The organism is Flectobacillus longus (assembly GCF_030056705.1).
In the GTDB taxonomy this organism is placed as follows: Bacteria; Bacteroidota; Bacteroidia; order Cytophagales; family Spirosomataceae; genus Flectobacillus; species Flectobacillus longus.
In genome coordinates, this window is the sequence record NZ_JASHIC010000049.1 from 1 (window position 1) to 21756 (window position 21756).

Consider the following 21756-nt stretch of genomic DNA (forward strand, 5'->3'; position numbering starts at 1 on the left):
AGAAAAAAAGCTCTAAAGCCTTGTGTCAAGCGAGCACTTGTGCGAGAGTTGAAAGAACTCTATCCAAGAGGCATTAGCAAGGCATGCCGTATCTTCAAAACGAGCCGAAGCAGTTTAAGTTATCAATCCGTTAAGAACGATCAAGTGTTAATGGATAAATTATCACAATTGAGTAAGGATCATCCTCGTGAAGGCTTTTGGAAGTTTTATTATCGTATGCGCAATGCGGGTTATCATTTCAATCATAAGCGAGTGCATCGGGTGTATGTGCAGATGGGACTTTCTATTCGTAGAAAGGCTAAAAAACGCCTTGCAGCTAGGGTGAAAGAACCCTTAGAAGTTCCCCAGAGCTTTACTCAAACTTGGAGCATAGACTTCATGAGTGATGTATTAAGTAACGGGCGTTCCTTCCGAAGCTTTAATGTGATAGATGATTACAATCGAGAAATACTTTTCATAGTGACAGACTACTCGCTCAAGAGTAGTAGGGTGATTTATATTCTTCGCCATTTGGTGAACAAATATGGCAAGCCTACTAAGATTCGAATGGATAATGGACCAGAATTTGTAGCAAAGCTAGCGCAAGAATGGAGTCAGATGAATGACATCGTTTTCCTCTATATTCAACCAGGGAAACCAACGCAAAATGCCTACATTGAGCGATTCAATCAAACATACCGCCGACATGTATTAGATGCTTATGCTTTTGATTCTTTGGAGGAAGTTTGCCAAGAAACAGATCTATGGCTGAAGGATTATAATTTCGTTCGCTCGCATGTCTCTTTAGGTGGTATGAGCTCAGTAGATTATAGATTGAAAAAACAAAACACCCTTCTTGGGCTTCGTTCCGCTACGCTACTCTCAGCCCAAGAAGGGTTAAAAACATAATCAAAACAACAAGATTATGTATATTTTTAAACTGTACTAAAAATGGGAAGCCAACAACACATAGATTTTATATATTTTGTTTTAATTACCTGATGAATTAGGTGTCTTTCTTCTTTCGCATTTTTTGATTTTTAATTTATGCACAATATTTATACCAATTATTATTGTATTTATACTGTATACTCATGATCTCGAAAAGATTTTTATTTACTTCAAACAGGGATAAAAGAGTAATCTGTTTTTACCCTTTAGGTTAACTTGATTTAATGATTGATATCGTTTATTCCAAAAAAATTTATACTTATTTACGTAAATAAACATTTGTCCATTTACGTAAATAAGTATAAATTTACTACATCACAAAACTAATAAACATGATAATATCTGTAACAAGCTTGAAGGGTGGTGTAGGTAAGTCTACTATTTCTCAAAATTTGGCGGTATGCTTTGCTCATGGTGGATATAAGGTTTGCATTGCCGATGCTGATGCAAACCAGAGTGCTTTACGCTGGTCTAGTTTACGAGGTGAAGATTTGCCACTGATTCCAACTTTTGGGACACCTGAAAAAACATTGGCTGCTAACATCAAACAGTTAGCTAGAGATTATGAAATTGTAATCATCGACGGTACACCATCCTTAGATAAAATAACTAGTAAGATTATTCTTCTGGCAGATTTACTGTTGGTACCAATCTTACCTAGTGGTTTGGATATCTGGGCGACTGAACAATTCATGCAACGTTTTGAAGATGCAAAGATTGAAAAGGAGGAAGATATCCCTGCTCGCTTTATTCTCAATCGGTATAGACCTAATACCAATCTGAGTAAAGAGGTCAAAGAAATTCTTCAGGAAACTGGGATAGGTGTTGTAGACACAACTTTAAAAGATAGAACTGCTTATGCTGAGGCCGTAATTAAAGGTCTTGGAGTACTAGAATATAAAGATGAAAAAGCGAAACAGGAATTGATTTCACTTTACACAGAAGTATTGTCATTGTTACCAATTAAGTAAATAAGTATATACTTAAAAGTTCAAATACTTATTTACTTAATTGGTAACCTTTTTGATACACCAGCAAAATATTGGCATTGATAATCAGAGTTTTACAAAATAAAAAGTACTTAAATAAGTATTTACTTAAATAAAAAAGAATATGGCTAAAGATAATAAATCAAATATTGGACTAAGAAATGTTTCAAACCTACTGCCTAAAAAGGTGGAATTGAAAACTACAGAAATAGATGTAAAAACTACAGATAAAGTGGTGCAAAAAATACACAGTACTCAGGGGAAACAAACTCGGCTCAGTGTTGATGTACCAGAAGAACTCTATCAGCCAATTAAGATTAGACAACTGACAAAGGGATATAAAACAACTAGAGAATATATCCTTGATTTGATAAATAGAGATCTTGAAGAAGGAAATAAATAGAAATATATTATTGAATACCTATAGACATTAGAGCTATAGGTATTCTTTTAGATTCTAAGAGGCGTTTATCGTTCTTACTATACAAGTAATCATTTGATGCATAAATAACGCCTTAAAATCGAAATATGAAAACTAATTAATTAGTTCACGGCCCTATTTGCTTCAGTTTAGTTTGATTTTTGAAATTTTCCATTTTGACATTTTGATTCTTGGTCTATTTTTTTTGAAATTTTAACTTTAAAAAACAAATCATGATTTTATTTATTTTATCAATTAAATATTTGATTGATTTAGAGCCTTCCTATTGAATTGATTTACAGGATGTTGCAAAGAGAATAATGACAAATTGAAAGGCAAATAATGACAAATTGAAAGGCAAGGGTGTGGCAAATAATGACAAATTGAAAGGCAAATAATGACAAATTGAAAGGCAAGGGTGTGGCAAATAATGACAAATTGAAAGGCAAAATTTTACTTAAAATCGCAAGTTATCCACACAATTTGAGAGTTATCCACACTCTGGTGCGGTAAATAATGACAAAATGAAAGCCAAAATTTGAATTATTCTTAACATATATCAAGATAATTTTTAGAATAATGACAAATTGAAAGGTATAAATCTACAGGAATAACGAGAATAGTTAAAAAGAATAATGACAAGTGTATTATTATGTCATTATTCTTTTTAACTTTGTGTAAATGAGAGATTAAAAATTAATATTTTACAACTATTGCTTATGTCCACTGAACTATTTCAACTGAGAAAAAATAATTTTCAACCTAATAGCCTGACCTTATCGAGACAAGAATGGGGATTGAATGAAAGAAAAATCCTTTCGGTGGTTTTAAATCAATTAGATCACGTAGGTAAATATGAAGGTCAATCAACACATTCCTTCAAAATTCCCATAATTGATGTTGTCAAACATGTTCAGTACAAATACATCAAAGAGTGTTTAGAGAACCTTCAGCAGAAGAAAGTTCAGTATCATTCGGAGGTAAAAAACCAGTTGCTAAGTATCGTTTTGTTTCCAGACATAAGATATAATATCAATAACAATGGAATGCTCGAATTGCTTGTAACTCGCTCTTCATTAGATTTTTTACTAAACTTGGGGCAAGAATATACAAAATACAACATTGACATTTTTCTTCAGTTTCAAAGTGTGTACTCTCAAAGAATGTACGAAATTGTAATGATGGAGTTACGAAATAGTAATAGAAAAACGTTTGTTATTGAAGTAGCAGAATTACAAAAAATATTCAATACAAATTATGCTTATGCTGATTTTAAAAAGCGTGTGCTGGAAAAAGCAAGAGCCGATATTTATGAGAAGGCAGATATTGTAATAAATTACGAGCCGCATCAAAAAAAGGGTAAAAGTGTCATATCACTGGCGTTTGCAATAACTACGGTGCGAGATGTAAAATACAATTCAGTAGAAGAAGAACTTGACGGATTCAGAAGCGCTAATCCTAATATGGTTAGACTAATTGCTCAAGGTATTCTTGAAACAGAATACACATTTAACCAAGAGCAAATGAAAATGATTCTCTCAAATGAAGACCTACTAGAGAAATTTGCTGAAGTGAATTCAAAAATAGATAATGGAATAATTTTGATTAAGAGCTCTAAGACACAGTACATGGCCAAATCATTAGGATTTAATAAAACTTACAAATCGACAAATAAATAGTAAAAAAGAGGTAACAGTTTAACTTATTGTTACCTCTTTTTTTATTATCTGTAACAAAAAGGATAAATATTTGAAACTTCAAAAAACACAAATTGTTGAATTTGAGGCACTTAGTAATAATTGAATTGTGATATACAAATAATTTTATTCGTATATACACTAACGTTTTGAAATAAATAAATCCTGTTATACATTTGCACAAATTAATACAACAAAACCTCTTACATATTAAAACTCAAAACGGTCTTCAAATAAGTTTATTTTAATCACTAAATAAGTAAAATAGAATTTCATTCAATATGAAATGTACAAAAAAAGAGGTGTATATTTCCGACGTAGAAAAGGAAATACACAAATTTGAGCAGGAAGCTCCAAGCAAAAATAGTTCAAACACTTTTGTCCGAGTCAAAAAAGCATTACTTGACTATGATTTGAGACTGGATTCGATTAAGCTTGATTTAGAAATATCTCCTAAAGGGCTGAATAAGTTTGAACCTTTAAATGACTCTAATTTATATGTGAGTCTAAGGGAACAAGGAATTAAGATATCCAAATCTGATTTTCGAGAAATTCTAAAAAGTGATTTTGTCCCTAAAGTCAATCCCATAGATAACTACTTCAAACAACTAAAGAGTTATAAACCAGAAGAACCTGACTACATTGATAAATTAGCAAACTTTGTACAAGCGGAAAATCAAGGAGAATTCAACAAACAATTTAAAAAGCATTTAGTCAGAACTGTTAAATGTGCTTTAGACGATGACTACTTCAACAAACAAGCTTTCATTCTAGTACAAGCTGGACAAAATACAGGTAAAACTACTTTCTGTCGATTCTTAACTCCTCCTACATTAAAGGATTACTTTGCAGAAGATATTACCACAGATAAAGATGGACTCATCTTATTAGCTAAGAACTTTATTATCAACCTTGATGAATTAAGTACGTTACACAAAGCTGAGATAAATGCTTTAAAATCCTATTTCTCAAAGACTTCCATTAATGTTAGACTACCGTATGAGGCAAAAAATAGCAATATCGTTCGACGCTGCTCTTTCATAGGATCAACAAACTTGGGACAATTTCTATCTGATGAAACTGGTTCTGTGAGATGGTTATGCTTTCAAATAAATTCAATAAACTGGGAATATAAGTTAAGCATTAATATTGATGACGTTTGGAGACAGGCATTCTACTTGTATCAAAGCCAATTCCCTTGTGATCTAAGTCAAAAAGAAATACACGAAAACGAGATTCGGAATTCTCAATTTCAAATGCTATCAGTTGAGGATGAATTGATTCATAAATACTTAGATGCTCCAAACAGTACTAATGATCATCAAAAAGAGTTTCTACAAGCGTCTGAAATAACAACATATCTAAAAGTAAATTCAGGGATTTCTAAAATTAATCATGTCCAAATGGGAAAGGTTCTTTCAAAATACTACCAAAGAGACAAAAGAGTAAAAAATGGAATACAAGTATATGGCTATTGGGTAGTTAAAAGCTTAAACTTCTAGAAGTTAAGTTACCTACTTACCTATTTACAAGTAATATTCTCATAACCAGTAAATTAATATATTTAGGTAACTTCACAAGATAGCCATAATACGTTCTTACCTACCTACATATAAATCTCATAAAGGGCTGATCATTAGCAAGATAAAACACTTTAGGTAAGTAGGTAACTTAAAAACTACAACTTTTAAAACTATGACTTTTAGATATTCATTAGATAAAACAACTCCGACTAGGTTGTATAAGTGTCCAAGCTGCGGCAAACGAACTTTAAAAAGATATTGGGACAACGAGAATGGTAATTACATGCCAGATGATGTTGGTAGGTGCAACAGAGAAGTAAATTGTGCATATCATCTAACTCCGAAGGCTTTTTTAGAAAAAATTGGTAGCAATTATGCACCAATAGCGATCGGAAGACACTCAAAAGAGGTAATATTGCTACCAACGTATATACAAAAAAGTTACTTAGATAGAACAATGAATAGAGATGATCCCAATAATTTGATTAGGTATCTTAGGCGGCTCTTTAAAGAAGACTTAACTCAATACTTAGTAAACCGCTTCAAACTGGGTACCTCTACCTACTGGAAAGGTAGTACAATGTTCTGGCAGATTGATGAACGGATGAATATACACGCAGGAAAAATCATGCTTTATGATTCCGATACAGGGAGAAGGTGTAAGCATCCGTTCAATCATATTCAATGGGCTCACTCAGTAGCCAAGTGGAAAGATTTTAGACTCGATCAGTGCTTTTTTGGATTACATCAAATTAACACCCACGAAGCCAAAAGCATCTGTGTTGTTGAATCCGAAAAAACAGCAGTGCTTATGACAGCATTAATTCCAAACGTGATTTGGTTAGCGTCTGGGGGAATGAATTTGTCAATTGAAAACTTTAGACCTCTAAAGCAATTTAAGTTAATTCTTTTCCCTGATGTAGGAGTGGAAGATAGAAACGGTAAAACACCTTACCAAAAATGGCAAGATAAAGCCTCTCTTCTTGAATCCTTGGGATACACAGTTTCAGTATCAAGTGTCTTAGAAAATAAGGCAACGATTCAACAGAGGGAAAAGGGATATGATCTAGCCGATTATCTAATGAAAACAGATACTGAACTAGGCCTTGCGCTAAATGATAATGCCTATCCAGTGTCATGGGATTTTAATTCAAATACTTTTCCAACTCAACAATACGATAAACACTAATGTACAAATACCGAACCACCACACGAACAAAACTAGCACAAGAATACCAAGTATGTCTCAAGACATTTAACAAGATGTTGATGCGTATTCCTAACTCCCAGTTTCAACTTGATAAAACTAGAAGAGTGCTAACCCCTAAAGAGGTAGAAGCTATTATTAACCACTTAGGTCCTTTAAGTGATTAATTTGAAATAATCTCCTTTAAACTGATTAACCCATGTTAACATGAATTAACTGGAATTAACCCGAATTAATAGGGATTAACCTAGATTAACCTAAAAGTGTGTAACATGGGTTAATTAAGTTTGAGAGGTAAACACATAAACAGGAGGGTGGCCTCCAATAATTCACTACATGAATCACCTCAAAACAGGTAGAGCTCTACAACTGGAAGGACTAGAGTTCGCAACAAACAAAGTAACAATTGGATTTAAGTGCGACGCAGGTACAAAAATCCAACTCGCTCAAGAAGCTAATCTATACGGACTAACGCTAAGTGAATACGTTGATACGATTCTGGGTCAAAGACATCATCAAACAAAGCAACAGAAAACAGAAATGACCTATTCAAAAGAAGAACTAGAGGTACTGATTAAAAAGATTGCCTTCTATGAAAATGATAGAATGCAGCAAGCCTACGAAACTCATAAAGGAAACACACTAAACATTATGTGTATAGATAATACTGAAAGACAGTTTCAGGTTAACCACATAGAAGACATTTTTACCATCATCATGAACCTAGTAAAACTTTCATAAACCTATGTTTGAAGTAGCATCACAACCATTTGGAACGAGTACAAGAGAAGAACTTACGTTGTCAGGGAACAGTACATTCTTAGATTCAAGGAATAAATCCTCTAAATCATCATCAGGGGTATTGAGTGTAATACTAGTTTTTGGATTAATCATTGTCGGGTTAGCAGCTTTGTTCTGGGAAGAGTTGGAGGATAGATTTTAACGTAGGGCGGGCGTTAACACATTTAGGATTGGACTTCTGATAAATTCTAGCTAAAGTAAAGGATCTTGTATATACCACTAAAAGGTAGTGTCTCACCCAAAGCTTAGGAGATACTACCACTATTTTTGAACAGGGTTCAACTTTAGACTAAAAGTTAAACCCCATTAATTGTATATTATACACTTTTGAGATAGGATCTCTCCTTAAATTTGCCCTCCAACGCCCTTAAACTTCTCAATAAAGGCTGTAATCTTTTGGAAAATACGCTGTTTTTTGGTCAGGTATTGTGGATTTAAAGGACTCATTTTAGGTAAGAGAGCATTTAATTCTGTTCCGTTTTCTGAAGCATATTCTCGCTTTAATGAAGTTGTAATATACCGTTTTGCTTCCTCTACATTCAGATTCTCTTCTGAAATGAGTTCAGTAGCTTCTATTTTCTGTTTATCTTGTGCATACGAAAAGAAGGTATCGATGATACTAGCTTTGTCCTGAATGATATCGAGATCTGTCTCATTAATGAAGTCCACCAGCAAACTTTCTTTTGCTCGGTTACCGATACTAGCACGGATTACCCTGCGAATTTCTTCAACCAATGCGCCTTTATCTTTAGTTTTTGTATTATGCTCAAATATTAATTCGAGAATATAATCAAGATTAATTTCTTGTGATTTAAGTAGGTCTATTTCAAAGACGACATCGTCCCAATCTATTTTGGATTCTTCTGCTTCTTTTCCGCTTTTCTCTCTTCTTATCCAATCACGAATATCATTATAGGTGGAGCGATAATCTTGAATGGTACGCTCAGGCAATAATTTTATGTCATGCATCAAAGCGATACTCTCATCTGTTACAAAATAGGCTTCTTTAAACTTTTCTAAAGCTTCAGGATTATCTACATCTATCTCTTGTAAGGCTTTCAACTGTGTAAATTCATCATAGTTCTGTAAGATGTTTTCTACACGTAAGTATTCCCCAAAAAGTTTTGAGAACTCCTTTTTATCTTTCTCTGTAGCTATTTCATCAGGGTTAGGAAATCTCTCGTTTAATTCATTTACTAAATCCTTAAAGCCTCTTCTCGCATCTCCTGTTGTAGTGTCTGTAAAGCCTTCTAAGTACTCTTTATAGCTCTTTTCCAAAACTACATTTTTGGTGCTGTTATCACCAAAAAGTGTAATAGCATCAACCGTAGCTGTTTCTAAATCTCTGAAAGTAACAATGTTCCCAAAAGTTTTTGTGGCGTCATAAATACGATTGGTACGGGAAAAAGCTTGCATTAAGCCGTGATAACGCAGATTCTTATCGACAAATAGCGTATTCAGCGTAGGCGCATCAAACCCCGTAAGGAACATTCCAACCACAATAATCAAATCAATCTCTCTACTTTTTACTCGTTTGGCTAGGTCCCGATAATAATTCTGAAATTCTTTACTATCAACGCCATAGCTTGTTTTAAACATTTGATTATAGTCATTGATGGCTTTTGTCAAAAACTCTTTGGCACTACTATCCATTGCAGAAGGTTCAAATGTCTCATCCGCTATTTCACCAATGGCATTTTGCTCTTCATTGGCAGCAAAAGAGAAGATCGTTGCTATTTTCAAAGGTTTTACATTACCATGCTGCAAACGGTTTAATTCCTCATAATAACATTTAGCAGCATCTACACTACTCACCGCAAACATGGCATTAAAACCTTTGTTTGTTCCTTGGTTTCTATGAGTTTTTATCCTGAAATTCTGTAAAATATATTGTGATATTTCTTTGATACGAGCTGGATGAAGTAACGCAGTTCTGTTCTCGGCTGCACTCAACTTTTGTTCATCTTTTTCTGTTTCTAGGCTCTTAAACTGAGGACGAACATCGTTGTAATCAACTTTAAATTTCAATACTTTCTCATCTCTGATAGCATCTGTAATAACATAGGCATGTAACTCACGACCAAATACACTTGCGGTAGTTTCTGCACCCAGTGCATTTTCTGGAAATATTGGAGTTCCTGTGAAACCAAATTGATAGAATTTTTTGAACTTCTTGTTCAAGTTCTTTTGTGCTTCGCCAAATTGTGAACGGTGGGCTTCATCAAAAATGAATACTACTTGTTTCTGGTAAATATCTAAATCACTCTCATTTTTCATGAGGTTATTTAGCTTCTGAATAGTGGTAACGATGATTTTATTATCCTCTTTCTCAATATTTCGTTTTAAGCCTAACGTACTATCAGAACCGTTCACGCTATCTGGAGAGAATCTTTGGTATTCTTTCATCGTTTGAAAGTCCAAATCTTTACGGTCAACAACGAAGAATACTTTATCAATAAAGTCTAATTGTGTGGCTAATCGTGCCGCTTTAAAGCTTGTCAAGGTTTTACCAGATCCTGTTGTATGCCAGATATAACCACCACTTTCGGTCTTAGACCATTTTTTGGCTTGATACGAGCTAATGATTTTCCATAAGATGCGCTCTGTTGCTGCAATTTGATAGGGGCGCATGATAAGCAGCGTATCACTTGTATCAAAAACCGAATAGGTGAGCAGGACGTTTAAAAGCGTTTGTTTCTGAAAAAACGTTGCGGTGAAGTCTTTCAGGTCTTTTATCAATGTATTGTCTGCCTTTGCCCAATTCATGGTAAAGTCAAAACTGTTTTTATTGCGCTCGGTAGTATTGGCAAAATAGCGGCTATCAGTACCGTTTGAGATAACAAATAGCTTTAAGTACTTGAAGAGTGAGTTTTTACTATTAAAGCTCTCTTTAGTATAACGATGTACTTGATTGAAAGCTTCTCGTATAGCTACTCCACGCTTTTTGAGCTCTACCTGAACAAGAGGCAAACCATTGACCAATATGGTTACATCATATCGATTGGCGTGTGTACCTTTTTGTTCAAATTGAGATATTACTTGCACTTTGTTACGAGCAATATTCTTTTTATCTACTAAATAAATATTTTGGATATGACCATCGTCAAAAACAAAATCATAGATGTAGTTATCATGTATTTTCCTTGTTTTTTCGATTAGGTTATCACTTGGCTTGTCTAAATACTCCTCTACAAAACGTCTCCATTCACTATCCCAAAAACTCATGTTGTTGAGTGCCTGTAATTGTACTCTTACATTGGCAAACATGGCCTCCATCGTATTAAGGTCAGAGCGGTACTCGTAACCTTGATTTTGTAAATCTTGTATCAGTTCTCTCTCTAAAGCAGCTTCTGTTTGATAGGCTGTAGGCGCTTCGTTAAATTCTGTGTACTTGGTATATTGATCAAGTACTATAAAATTATTTGTTTCGGCGATGGTGTTGTACATAAGATAAGTGTTAATGATTCATGCGTAAGTATTAACCGTCAAAGAGAACTATTCTATTAGCCATTAACAATGATCTCTAAATGAATGCTCTTTATAATTTAATGGTTTAGATTTATATAACTTTTCATCAGCTACAATTTATTTCAGTTGGTTAGTGTCATTAACCAACTGAAATAAATTGTTAGGTGTCAATGTTATACCTAAATTAATCATTAATACCTGACAATTAAAAATTAAGTAGTATATCACGATAATACTCATACTGCTGTTTTCGTAAGGATATCTCCTTCGGCAATCCTTCACTGATTGAGTTAGTTAGCGTATCGAATTTGTCGAGAATGGAAACAATACGGGCTTGTTCATCTGGTGAAGGAACTGGTATTTTAATTTTCGCTAAATCATCAGCATTTACACGTCTTACTTTTGTACCTGTTATAAAAGACCTTTTTTGTTTTTGAAATTGTTCCGTTTGAAAAAAATACGCAACGTACTTGGGATTTAAACTGTGAGAATAAAAACACGCATCACTGCTTACTGCTATATCTTCATCTCCTAGCCACGCTACTGCTTTACACACATCTTCATCATTTTCACTTGTGGTAGCAATAATCAAATCGCCATACTTTGCCATACGAGCTTTTTTAGCAAATTCTTCAGATACAAATGTTTTTGTTTTATTCGTATATGTTCCGTAATACGTGTAAATTTGACCATAGTGAATACAACCAACTCCTGTTTCAGTAAAGTCTTTTTTCTGTAATCCACCACCTCGAATAAATTTACCAATACTTTCATTGCCCATGGGTAAATGTTGTACTTCTCCCTCTTCAAAGCTTAATAATTGCTCGCGATAATACTCATACTGCTTTTTACGAGCTGTAAGCTCTGCTGTAAGCTCTGCTGTAAGCTCGGAAAAAGTATCAAGAATACGAACAATTTCGGTTTGAATTTCAAGTGATTTTTTCGGATTTTCTGGATAAGGGATTGGGATAAGAAAATTTCCTGTGTCGGGAGTTGAAATCTGAGGCATTTGCATCCTACTACCTATATTCTGAAAATAAGATTCATTTATCTTCAGAAAGTAGTATACAAACTTGATATTTAGAAATTCATTTGTAGAATGATAAGACCACATTTCATTTTTATGTGAAAATGGTTTATCATAATATTCAAATTCTATAACTCCACGAGATTTTACTATAATCGAAGGTTCAGTATTAATATCTTTTTCAGGTATATCATCAAAATCAACAAATGCAACTGTTTTTCCACCAGCAAAAATCTTCAAAGGAGCATCACCTTTATCAAGCTCCTTCATTTGACCAGCTGTAATACTTGTTCCTTTTGTACGAATAAGAGATTTACTTATCGGCTTCCATTCCACCTCAACACCTTCTAATAATTTATCTAAATAGCTCATGCTTTTATTATCGTAATAATTAGTTGTTATAGGCTTTTATTTCATTTACCAACAAGTCTTGCAATTGGTCTTTGGGTAATAAAAGCTGATATTCTGCCACGCCAATAGGTTTATTGATGTCTTGGAGGGCAATTTCTACATCTACATGGTCTTTGTCGGCACAAAGAATAATTCCGATAGAATTATTTTCGGTTTCACCCTTCTCCAATTTATCAAGTAACGACAGGTATAAATTCATTTTGCCTACATATTCGGCTTTAAAACTGCCTATTTTTAATTCAACAGCCACTAAACTTCGTAAACCACGATGAAAAAAAAGCATATCCACAAAATACTCTTTGTTATTGTATTCTAAACGGTATTGGTTGCCAATAAACGTAAAGCCTTTGCCTAATTCCAAAACAAAGTTTTTGATTTTTTCTACCAATCGTTTTTCCAGATCCGTTTCTTTTACTTTTTCGGTAATGCCCAAAAAGCCAAGATTATAACGGTCTTTAAACACTTCATTGGCATAATCTGCATCAATGGCGGAAAGTGTTTCGTTAAAATTGTGTGATTTAATTTGTGTTTGATGATGGCTGAAACTATCCATTTTAATGGCATTGAGCAACCAATCTCTGCTCCAGCCTTTGGTTATAGCTTCGTTGGCATAAAAAAGTACAGCTTCGAGCGATTGAACCTTATTGATTAACAACAAATTATGTCCCCACGGCAAAACTGCGACAGCCTGTCGCAGTTTTAAGTCTGCTTGATAGTAACGCTCATAAAACCGTTTCATATCCCACAAATTGCGGGGCGATAAGCCCATATCGGGAAATTCTTTTTTGAGGTCAACCGAAAGTTGATTGACCACGGCACTACCGTATCCTTCGGCCAATTGTTTTTCAAAAATCAACTTACCAAGATTCCAATAAATAGATTGTGCGGCACTATTTAATTGTTTGGCTACAATTATTCTAGTTGTACGGATTTGCTCAACCGCTTGTTTCAAAATACTTTCGTATTCTTCTTTTTGTAGGCTTATTTCTTTGCTCATTGTCTAACCTTCAATTTCTTCTATGATGGCATCAATACTACTACGTAGGGTATTTATTTTCTCTACAGTGGTAGCAATCTCAGCATTTAGTTGTACAATATCTACCTTCTCACGGGTATCTCTAGCTTCGACGTAAGAACTTACCGAAAGGTTGTAATCGTTTGCTTCGATGATGGCGTTGTCGATAGATTTTGCTACATATTCAACATCTTCTTTGCTATCAAACATCTCCATAATCCTTTCAATATGTTCATCCATCAGCACATTGTTGTTAGTAGCTTTCTTGAAGAACTCTTCCCCACTTACATCAATAAACTGCGTTTTGGTATCAGGCTTATGTTTTGACAGAACCAAAATAGTAACAGCGATAGAAGTACCATAGAAAAGGTTGGGAGCTAAAGAGATAACCGTTTCCACAAAGTTGTTGTCAACCAAATACTTTCTAATCTTCTGTTCTGCACCACCACGGTAAAAGATACCAGGGAAACAAACCAATGCAGCTCTACCCTTACTAGAAAGATAGCTAAGGGCATGTAGCACAAAAGCAAAATCGGCTTTGGATTTAGGAGCAAGCACGCCAGCAGGTGCAAAACGGTCGTCATTAATCAAGGTAGGATCATCGGCACCAATCCACGGTATAGAGTAAGGCGGATTAGAAACAATAGCATCAAAAGGTTTATCATCGCCAAAGTGTGGATCTGTAAGCGTATTACCCAAAGCGATATTAAACTTGTCGTAATTGACATTGTGCAAAAACATATTCATACGAGCCAAATTATAGGTCGTATGGTTGATTTCTTGCCCAAAGAAACCTTCTTCAATAATATGGTTATCAAAATGTTTTTTGGCTTGCAACAACAAAGACCCCGAACCCGCCGCAGGGTCGTATATTTTATTGACGGTAGTCTGTTTGTGCATAGCCAACTGTGCAATTAGCTTAGATACACTTTGAGGCGTAAAAAACTCCCCTCCAGACTTACCTGCATTAGCAGCATAATTAGAAATCAGAAACTCATAGGCATCACCAAATAGGTCGATTTCACTATCTTCAAAGTTTCCAAAATTCAGTTCGGCAACACCCTTTATCACCGCAGCCAAACGGCTATTTTTGTGCTCAACAGTATTGCCAAGACGTGTACTAGTTGTATCAAAATCAGCAAATAATCCTTTGATATCCTCTTCAGAAGGATAACCATTCGCCGAGCTTTCGATAGCATCGAAAATAGCTTTTAGGTCAGTATTAAGGTTAGTATTAGTATTTGCCGTTCTAGCAATATTTACAAATAGTTGGCTAGGATAGATAAAATATCCCTTCGTTTTGATGGCATCATCTTTTATTTCAGGTGTAATAATATCATCTGAAAGCTCAGCATATTTAATACTATCATCACCACCTTCAATATAATTGGTAAAATTTTCACTAATAAATCTATAGAACAGCGTTCCTAGCACAAACTGTTTAAAATCCCACCCATCTACTGAGCCACGCACATCGTTGGCTATTTTCCATATTTTAGCTTGTAATTCTGCTCGTTGATTCGTACTTGTCATTTTTTCTGTTTGGTTTTACTGCTAATATATTGGTCATTTTTGTGAAAGTATGACGCATAAATATATTCTAAAAATAGCCGCAAAGATAGACTTAATAGAGCAACAATCTCGATTGCAAGATAAAAAGTAATGGAATTGCTGTCAATCGGAGCGAGGAGAGGAATTTAAAGTATACTGGTCAGTATTACATTTTAAGCATGGAATATTTGATAAAAACTTACACAACCATATTCAGTAGTCTGATTTTACAGAGGTATGTTTTCATTGTTTTCATTGTTTTCATTTTATATCAGGCTGTTTTCGTTTACATGTTTTCACGTAGAGAGGCATGAAAACATTTTTGTTTTCAATGTTTTCATTATCTAGTAAGATGTTTTCATATTGGAAGAGTGTGAAAACATCCTTGTTTTCAATGTTTTCACTATCTAGCACAATGTTTTCATATTAGAAGCTTACGAAAACATCCTTGTTTTCAGTGTTTTCACTATTCAGCTTGATGTTTTCGTATTGAGAGTGTGTGAAAATATTCTTGTTTTCAGTGTTTTCATTATCCAGCACGATGTTTTCATATTGGAGGTGTGTGAAAACATCCTTGTTTTCAATGTTTTCATTATTCAGCTTGATGTTTTCGTATTTAGAGTGTGTGAAAACATTATTGTTTTCAATGTTTTCAACTTGTCTACTTTGCTGACATGCATCACATTTGAGTATTTACTCATTTAAGTATATAAGTAAATACTCAAATAAACTCTTGATTTAAGAAAATAATATGATAAGGTCATGAGCCTATTAAACGATTTACGCTGTGACTAATTGAACTGGAGGGTAACGCTTTTGCTACTAACTTTAAATTGGAGAAAATACCATTTACTCAATAATATCATTAAAAATAAACTTTAATAAAAGGTACAAGTATAATTTATATTAATAATTGAAGTGACTTTACATTGTGATAGGTGGGTAGCTTGTACCAGAAATGGAGCTTATTGATACTTCAATTATCAACGTTGCAACCCGCCAAATAGCTGGTAACCTCGGGGCTACTATAGAAGACACGGCTTGGGTAATTACGTCATATGCAGTACAAATATTATTATTATTCCGCTGACAGGCTTTCTCTCTGATTTATTTGGTAGAAAAATTTACTTTACTGCCTCTGTAGCACTATTCACCCTATCCTCTCTCCTGTGTGGGATGTCTCACTCCATAGAGACTCTCGTGTTTTGGAGATTTATTCAGGGTATTGGTGGTGGAGCTCTCCTTGCTACCGCACAAACTATTCTGGTCGAAACGTTTCCGCCTGAGGAGTTGGACAGTGCAAATGGTATATTTGGAGCAGGAATAGTCATGGGACCAACGCTCGGTCCTGTAATTGGTGGATATTTAACCGATAACTACTCATGGTCATGGATATTTTACATAAATATTCCTATAGGAATAGTAGCCACACTACTGTCTTGGAAATTTATAAAAGGTAGTAGGAAAAAGCGCTCAGGAAAAATAGACTATCTTGGAATACTTTCAATGGCTCTTGGTATTGGATGTCTTCAAATAGTATTAGAAGAAGGACAACGGGAAGACTGGTTCCAAAATAAAGTAATTACGGGTCTATGCATCGTCTCAGTCGTGAGCCTAATAGTCTTTGTATTAAGGGTGATGAGAGTGGAACAACCCGTAGTTGATATACGTGTTTTGAGAAATCGAAATGTTGCTATAGGAGCTATTTTACGATTTGCATTCGGGCTTGCGATCTACGCCTCCGTTTTTCTCTACCCTGTTTTTGTTCAGGGATTCCTCGGTTGGAATGCTACCCGTACAGGTCTATTGATACTTCCGGGAGCACTGATAACAGGAATGTTGATGGGAGCAATGGGTGCCGCCCTTAATAAGGGAGTAAGCCCTAAATTACTCACTGTTATAGGCTTCAGCTTTGTGATCCTCTACGAGACCACAACCAAGATTCTCAATGACTTGCAAGCGAGCTAATTAGCTCGCTTTTTTGTTTTATATCAGATTTTCCGCAATCGTCTGAAATACCTCAAAAATCCCCTCTACTTGCAACCAAGGCACTTTTTTAATTTTACTAACAATTTTACTAACACTTTTATTTTTCGTGGCTTTGGAATGCTTTTTGGTTTGTATCAAACTTTTATAATTTCTTAATATATAATAGTTTTTACAAATGTCAAAAAATCTGCAACACCACCTAGAAATGTTAGTTACACCCCTATCAACATGATGTCCTTCTATTATTGGTTTCGTGAAGGTAAAACCAAAGACCTTGGTACTATCTATTGCGAAATTCGAGTTGATGGTGAAAAGTCCGTTCCAATTTCTACTAAAATAAAATTAAACCGCAAACAATGGAATCCCAAAGAACAGTGTTTTCAAGGCAAAGAGGCTGCAAAAAATCAAAAGCTCATGGACAACCATGAATTACGTTTTACACAAATCTTCAATCAAATCGGTTTTGAAAAGCCAAACGAACCAATCCGACCAGATGAAATCTTAGAAAGGCACAGAGTCTCCAACGGATTAGTACGAAAAGGGAAAAGAGTACCATCCTTCATCGATGTATTCAAAGAGTTTATTAAAGACCAGTATTTGTTGGTCAAAGCCGAAAAGCTCAAGAAACAATCTGTAGTAAGTCGAGAGTCAAAATTTGAGACTATACGAACCTATTTGGTACAAAAGCAACTGGAGCAAATAGATATTGATGAAATAGACCATGTTTTCATGGAGGATTTTAAATTCTACCTGAAAATTTCGAAGTATCAAGAAAGCACCATTGAAAAGTATTTATTCCTTATTAAAGGGATTCTAAAATACGCTGTATCTAAAGGATACACTCAAGACCGCAAAATAGAAAGCTATAAAGTGGAGAAAGCCAAAGAAAAGGATCCTGTATCACTCACACAGGAGGAGATGGACAAAATAGATGCTTTGGATTTGTCTGAAAAGCATCGAAAGACCTTTGATATTTACCGTTTTTGTGCCGAAACTTCATTGAGCTTTATAGATTACAATACGCTCACAGAAGATGATATCGTCATTGACTCGGATAAAACCGTCTGGATAAAGTTAGGAAGGGACAAAACGGATACGAGACAGAGAGTGCCGCTAAACGAAAAAGCCATGAGTATACTCAAACGTTACGGCTCTGATATTTACTCACTCCCGAAGCTGTCAAACACTAAGCTTAATAAATACATCAAGGAAATCGCCAAAAAAGCAAAGATAAATAAGTACCTAACCTTTCATACCTCACGAAAGAGTTTTGTTGACCACAGTATCAATGAGCTTGATATACCAGAAAGCACAATTCAGGCAATGGTGGTTTGGAAAGATAGCAGACAGCTTTCAAGATATGCCAGAGTGAAGGACTCGACTATTAAGAAGCAGTTTTTGAAGTAGTGTATGGTTAATGCCACTTGGAAAATATTCCGAGTGGCATTCGATAGTATCACGGTGATTTATTAATTGGTTATTTTTGTACTAAAAAAATGTTCTTTTATTTATCTTAGAATATTTCCTTGTCGTCGATGTCTATTTTTTTTCATGATTTACCTACTAATTGGAAGATGAAATTGAAAAAATGGCTTCAAACTTCAATAAAGACTATCGTCGAACCCCTGGGTAAATCCTATCATTAGGCATCGACGATAATTCCTATTGATTTTTTGTAAAAAAAGTGCTTAATTTGAGTATTAGCACTTTTTTAGAAACGGATTTTAATCGTACCATTGAGGAATTGAAACTTCACAAACTGCCTAGGCAAGCTTCTCGAAACTATAATTTTAATCGTACCATTGAGGAATTGAAACTTTTCAGCAAAAGCGGTAAACGCTGTGCCAGCCAAATTTTAATCGTACCATTGAGGAATTGAAACAGTGCATCCTGCATGATTTTATTTGCCTCGTCGCTTATTTTAATCGTACCATTGAGGAATTGAAACTTGTCACTATCATGTTTCCTGCGTGGCTGTGGACTAATTTTAATCGTACCATTGAGGAATTGAAACTATCCTGCCATTGTAGTGATGCTCTGAAATCAAAAAATTTTAATCGTACCATTGAGGAATTGAAACATCCAATCAATCAAGTAGGATTCCCTATCCTACTTGATTTTAATCGTACCATTGAGGAATTGAAACTGCGGGTAGGGCGCACGGGCATAGACTCTCGTTTGAGATTTTAATCGTACCATAGAGGAATTGAAACTACGGTCTTACAAATTTTGATTTTCTCAGGTGTTTATCTTAATCGTACCGTGGGGAATTGAAAAACTTGTAAATACGAGAAAGTACAATTCATACTATGATGAGTTGGAAAATTGCAGACGATTTTTAAGGGATGATATAGTGAAGGATTCTAATATTTAGAAGAAAATTTTGAAGTAAGTGTATCTTGTTTTAGAGTTGGTAATCTCAATCTTAGCTATCAGTCCAGATAGAGAACAGTTTTGATTATTTTGTTTGGAGTCATTCTTTTTAAAGAAATTGAAACAGACTACATTGAATCTATAACTATAAGAGAGATTATAAATCTTATAAAATTGAAGATTGAAAAAATGGAACCTCCTTTAAATCAATTTGATAGAGGTTTGTGATATTTTTGATAAAAATTCAAATTTTATGAAAACCAAATATGCCAATTTACACCTTAAAGATTAAGATAGGTTTGTTGCTTAAAAAATTCAGAATTAACTTTTGATATAAACTCAACTTTGTATCTATTCAGATAATTTTTTCAATACTTTATCTTCTATTGCATTTGCAAATCCTTACAAAAAATAAAATCAAGTGTTTTAGAAATCAAAAGCTAAATGGAAAAGGTTTTTCTAAAATGAAAATAAATAAACGACGTATCAGAACTATTGCTGAACACGTATTACATCAAAATTTATAAACAATGAAAGTATTTGCAGAATTTTTCATCGAAGATGGTAAGGAATATCGAAGAACGACACTCTTACAATTTGGAGAAAGTATTGATTTAATTGGCAGTGCTGTCCTTATGAATCCTGGCAGTGCAAAAGCTTTTGGTGATCCGGATGAGGCCTTTTTGTCGAGTTTTTTTAGTAAAACCCACAATTGTGAAATTGATTTAAGCAAATGGAAAGCATTTAGTTCAGACGCTACAATGGGGCGAGTTGAGAAAATATTCAATGGATGGTATATACAAAACAGTAGCCCAATTAAATTAAACGGTGTAATTCAGCTGTTTAACTGTTTTTATTATAAAGATCAAGAATATTCTAGAGCATTAAAGAATTTTGATTCTAATACAAACTATAGATTCAATGAGTATCAATACCTGAAAGATAAACCAGTATATTTGGGTTGGGGCGGTGCTGGTAAAAATGAGCTAAAACAGATTGCATTTGAGATTTTCTCAAAAATTGACAAGTCCATTAATCCGATATATGACTCAGATTTTAACAAGAATCGATTCTACCATCCCAGTTACATAAATAGAGCATACAAGCGCGAGAAGACACAAAATCTATTGATCGATTTTTTTCAGTTGCTTGTACCTTAAATCGACTGATGTAATTACAGTGTCTAAAACGTAAAGGCCAATGCAATTTCAAGTACTTACAATCGAGAATCTCGACATTTCTAATCGTTTTTCCAATTCGGTCTACTTCAAATTAAACTATCTTGACTTAGACATTAATATGAATTGGAATCCAAAAAGGTAAATGTTTATCAATTGTTTATTGCTGGATTAGTCAGAAAATGAAAATAAATGGGATTCTTAGTGAAGTATCATAGCATCTAGGTAGCTACGATTTTGATTGGTAAAGATTATTTTAGAGGTACTCAAGTGCCTCTTTTTTAGTTTAGAGAGAGTACGAGTAAGATTAACAAGAAGTTGACACGTTCCAGACCTCCATACAGTCAGCCAGAGTAACGTAGGCAAATCCCTTCGCTTTTTTGACAGCACATATTCTCTTCTGTGCATAATTTTTAGACCATCCCATTAGTTGAGCAATTACTGAAGAATTGACGATTGTAGAAGCACTCATATAATTTGTATGTTAAAGTTTGACAGTTCACAAAGTTATCATTTTTGAGTAAGGAGAAAAAGGATGAAAACAGGATAAATGAGGATATTTTGGGTTCGATGTTTTCATGCCTTGGATTTATGTTTTCATAAGGTGCTAATTTCATCATGAAAACAAAGATTTGGAGTATGAATGAAAACAAAGTAAATAGTTCTCGCACCGTTCAAGTTGGTTGCCGTGTGCGTCCAGAGGTATCCGAATGGCTTAAAACATCTGGCAACGTGAGTGATTTCGTCAATGAAATCTGTTGTAAGCTTCCCCAAAAATAGTACGGGTTAAAAGTTTAAAAAGTGTGATATTTTTTAACTTTAAGTAAGTATTATGAAAAGCAGCAAATTTAGTCCGACCGAAATTGCCAAGATTCTTAAGGAATTTGAATCTGGCAAGTCCTTAGATACCATTGTTCGGGAATATGGGGTCAGCAAGGTAACATTTTATAACTGGCGTCAGCGTTATGGCGGCATGGAAGCGAGCGAACTCAAGAAGGTCAAACAACTTGAAGAAGAGAACGCCAAACTCAAGCGCATGTATGCAGAACTAGCCTTAGAGTTGGATATGGCAAAATATGTCATAGAAAAAAAGCTCTAAAGCCTTGTGTCAAGCGAGCACTTGTGCGAGAGTTGAAAGAACTCTATCCAAGAGGCATTAGCAAGGCATGCCGTATC

17 protein-coding genes, 1 pseudogene and 1 CRISPR repeat array are annotated in these 21756 nt (G+C 34.6%); of the genes and pseudogenes, 13 read left to right on the forward strand and 5 right to left on the reverse strand.

The genetic code is table 11. The annotated features are described in order from the left end of the window. From QM491_RS24955 to QM491_RS24990, 8 genes are all read left to right on the forward strand, one after another. Positions 1-888: IS3 family transposase (locus tag QM491_RS24955; protein ID WP_283330292.1), on the forward strand; the 888-nt coding region annotated here is incomplete at its 5' end. Between the two features lie 374 nt (positions 889-1262). Continuing rightward, entirely contained in the window at positions 1263-1901 is a 639-nt protein-coding gene (gene parA / locus QM491_RS24960) for a ParA family partition ATPase (RefSeq protein WP_283330294.1), read from the forward strand. Between the two features lie 142 nt (positions 1902-2043). Next, on the forward strand, positions 2044-2322 hold the full coding sequence (locus QM491_RS24965; protein ID WP_283330296.1) for a hypothetical protein: 279 nt from the start codon (positions 2044-2046) through the stop codon (positions 2320-2322). Positions 2323-3059: 737 nt separating this feature from the next. Then, positions 3060-4019: a replication initiation protein gene (locus QM491_RS24970; protein WP_283330297.1), complete on the forward strand. Its 960-nt coding sequence runs from the start codon at positions 3060-3062 to the stop codon at positions 4017-4019. 299 nt (positions 4020-4318) lie between these two features. Continuing rightward, positions 4319-5539, forward strand: a complete 1221-nt coding sequence (locus QM491_RS24975) for a VapE domain-containing protein (protein ID WP_283330299.1) — start codon at positions 4319-4321, stop codon at positions 5537-5539. 193 nt (positions 5540-5732) lie between these two features. Continuing rightward, on the forward strand, positions 5733-6749 hold the full coding sequence (locus tag QM491_RS24980) for a DUF6371 domain-containing protein (RefSeq protein WP_283330300.1): 1017 nt from the start codon (positions 5733-5735) through the stop codon (positions 6747-6749). Then, positions 6749-6934, forward strand: a complete 186-nt coding sequence (locus tag QM491_RS24985; RefSeq protein WP_283330301.1) for a hypothetical protein — start codon at positions 6749-6751, stop codon at positions 6932-6934. Before QM491_RS24980 ends, QM491_RS24985 begins: the two co-directional genes overlap by 1 nt. A 169-nt stretch (positions 6935-7103) precedes the next feature. After that, positions 7104-7508: a hypothetical protein gene (locus QM491_RS24990; RefSeq protein WP_283330302.1), complete on the forward strand. Its 405-nt coding sequence runs from the start codon at positions 7104-7106 to the stop codon at positions 7506-7508. A gap of 405 nt (positions 7509-7913) precedes the next feature. On the opposite strand, the gene QM491_RS24995 is transcribed toward QM491_RS24990, so the two are convergent. The 4 genes from QM491_RS24995 to QM491_RS25010 all read right to left on the reverse strand — a co-directional run bounded on the left by QM491_RS24995 (position 7914) and on the right by QM491_RS25010 (position 15022). Further along, positions 7914-11015, reverse strand: a complete 3102-nt coding sequence (locus QM491_RS24995; protein ID WP_283330303.1) for an HsdR family type I site-specific deoxyribonuclease — start codon at positions 11013-11015, stop codon at positions 7914-7916. 226 nt (positions 11016-11241) lie between these two features. Next, positions 11242-12435, reverse strand: coding sequence for a restriction endonuclease subunit S (locus QM491_RS25000; protein ID WP_283330304.1), 1194 nt, complete (start codon positions 12433-12435; stop codon positions 11242-11244). Between the two features lie 19 nt (positions 12436-12454). Beyond that, positions 12455-13471 (reverse strand): PDDEXK nuclease domain-containing protein, encoded by a 1017-nt coding sequence (locus tag QM491_RS25005; RefSeq protein ID WP_283330306.1) that lies wholly within the window; start codon positions 13469-13471, stop codon positions 12455-12457. 3 nt (positions 13472-13474) lie between these two features. Beyond that, positions 13475-15022, reverse strand: coding sequence for a type I restriction-modification system subunit M (locus QM491_RS25010; protein WP_283330307.1), 1548 nt, complete (start codon positions 15020-15022; stop codon positions 13475-13477). Positions 15023-16081: 1059 nt separating this feature from the next. Between QM491_RS25010 and QM491_RS25015 the strand changes: the two genes are divergently transcribed. The 3 genes from QM491_RS25015 to QM491_RS25025 all read left to right on the forward strand — a co-directional run bounded on the left by QM491_RS25015 (position 16082) and on the right by QM491_RS25025 (position 20562). Beyond that, positions 16082-17008: a DHA2 family efflux MFS transporter permease subunit gene (locus QM491_RS25015; RefSeq protein WP_283330309.1), complete on the forward strand. Its 927-nt coding sequence runs from the start codon at positions 16082-16084 to the stop codon at positions 17006-17008. Positions 17009-17257: 249 nt separating this feature from the next. Continuing rightward, the gene (locus tag QM491_RS25020) at positions 17258-18436 is read left to right on the forward strand and encodes a tyrosine-type recombinase/integrase (protein WP_283330311.1); all 1179 of its coding nucleotides are present in this window, start codon (positions 17258-17260) and stop codon (positions 18434-18436) included. A gap of 314 nt (positions 18437-18750) precedes the next feature. Beyond that, a CRISPR array of direct repeats spans positions 18751-19242; the repeat unit is 30 nt; unit sequence ATTTTAATCGTACCATTGAGGAATTGAAAC. 690 nt (positions 19243-19932) lie between these two features. Next, on the forward strand, positions 19933-20562 hold the full coding sequence (locus QM491_RS25025; RefSeq protein WP_283330312.1) for a hypothetical protein: 630 nt from the start codon (positions 19933-19935) through the stop codon (positions 20560-20562). A 325-nt stretch (positions 20563-20887) separates the two neighbouring features. On the opposite strand, the gene QM491_RS25030 is transcribed toward QM491_RS25025, so the two are convergent. Further along, complete coding sequence (locus QM491_RS25030) at positions 20888-21052, reverse strand: hypothetical protein (protein ID WP_283330314.1); 165 nt, start codon at positions 21050-21052, stop codon at positions 20888-20890. A gap of 146 nt (positions 21053-21198) precedes the next feature. On the opposite strand from QM491_RS25030, the gene QM491_RS25035 reads away from it, so the two are divergent. Both QM491_RS25035 and QM491_RS25040 read left to right on the forward strand, forming a co-directional pair. Then, complete coding sequence (locus tag QM491_RS25035) at positions 21199-21360, forward strand: hypothetical protein (RefSeq protein ID WP_283330315.1); 162 nt, start codon at positions 21199-21201, stop codon at positions 21358-21360. Between the two features lie 52 nt (positions 21361-21412). Then, positions 21413-21756, forward strand: a pseudogene (locus QM491_RS25040) (transposase); the annotation flags it as partial.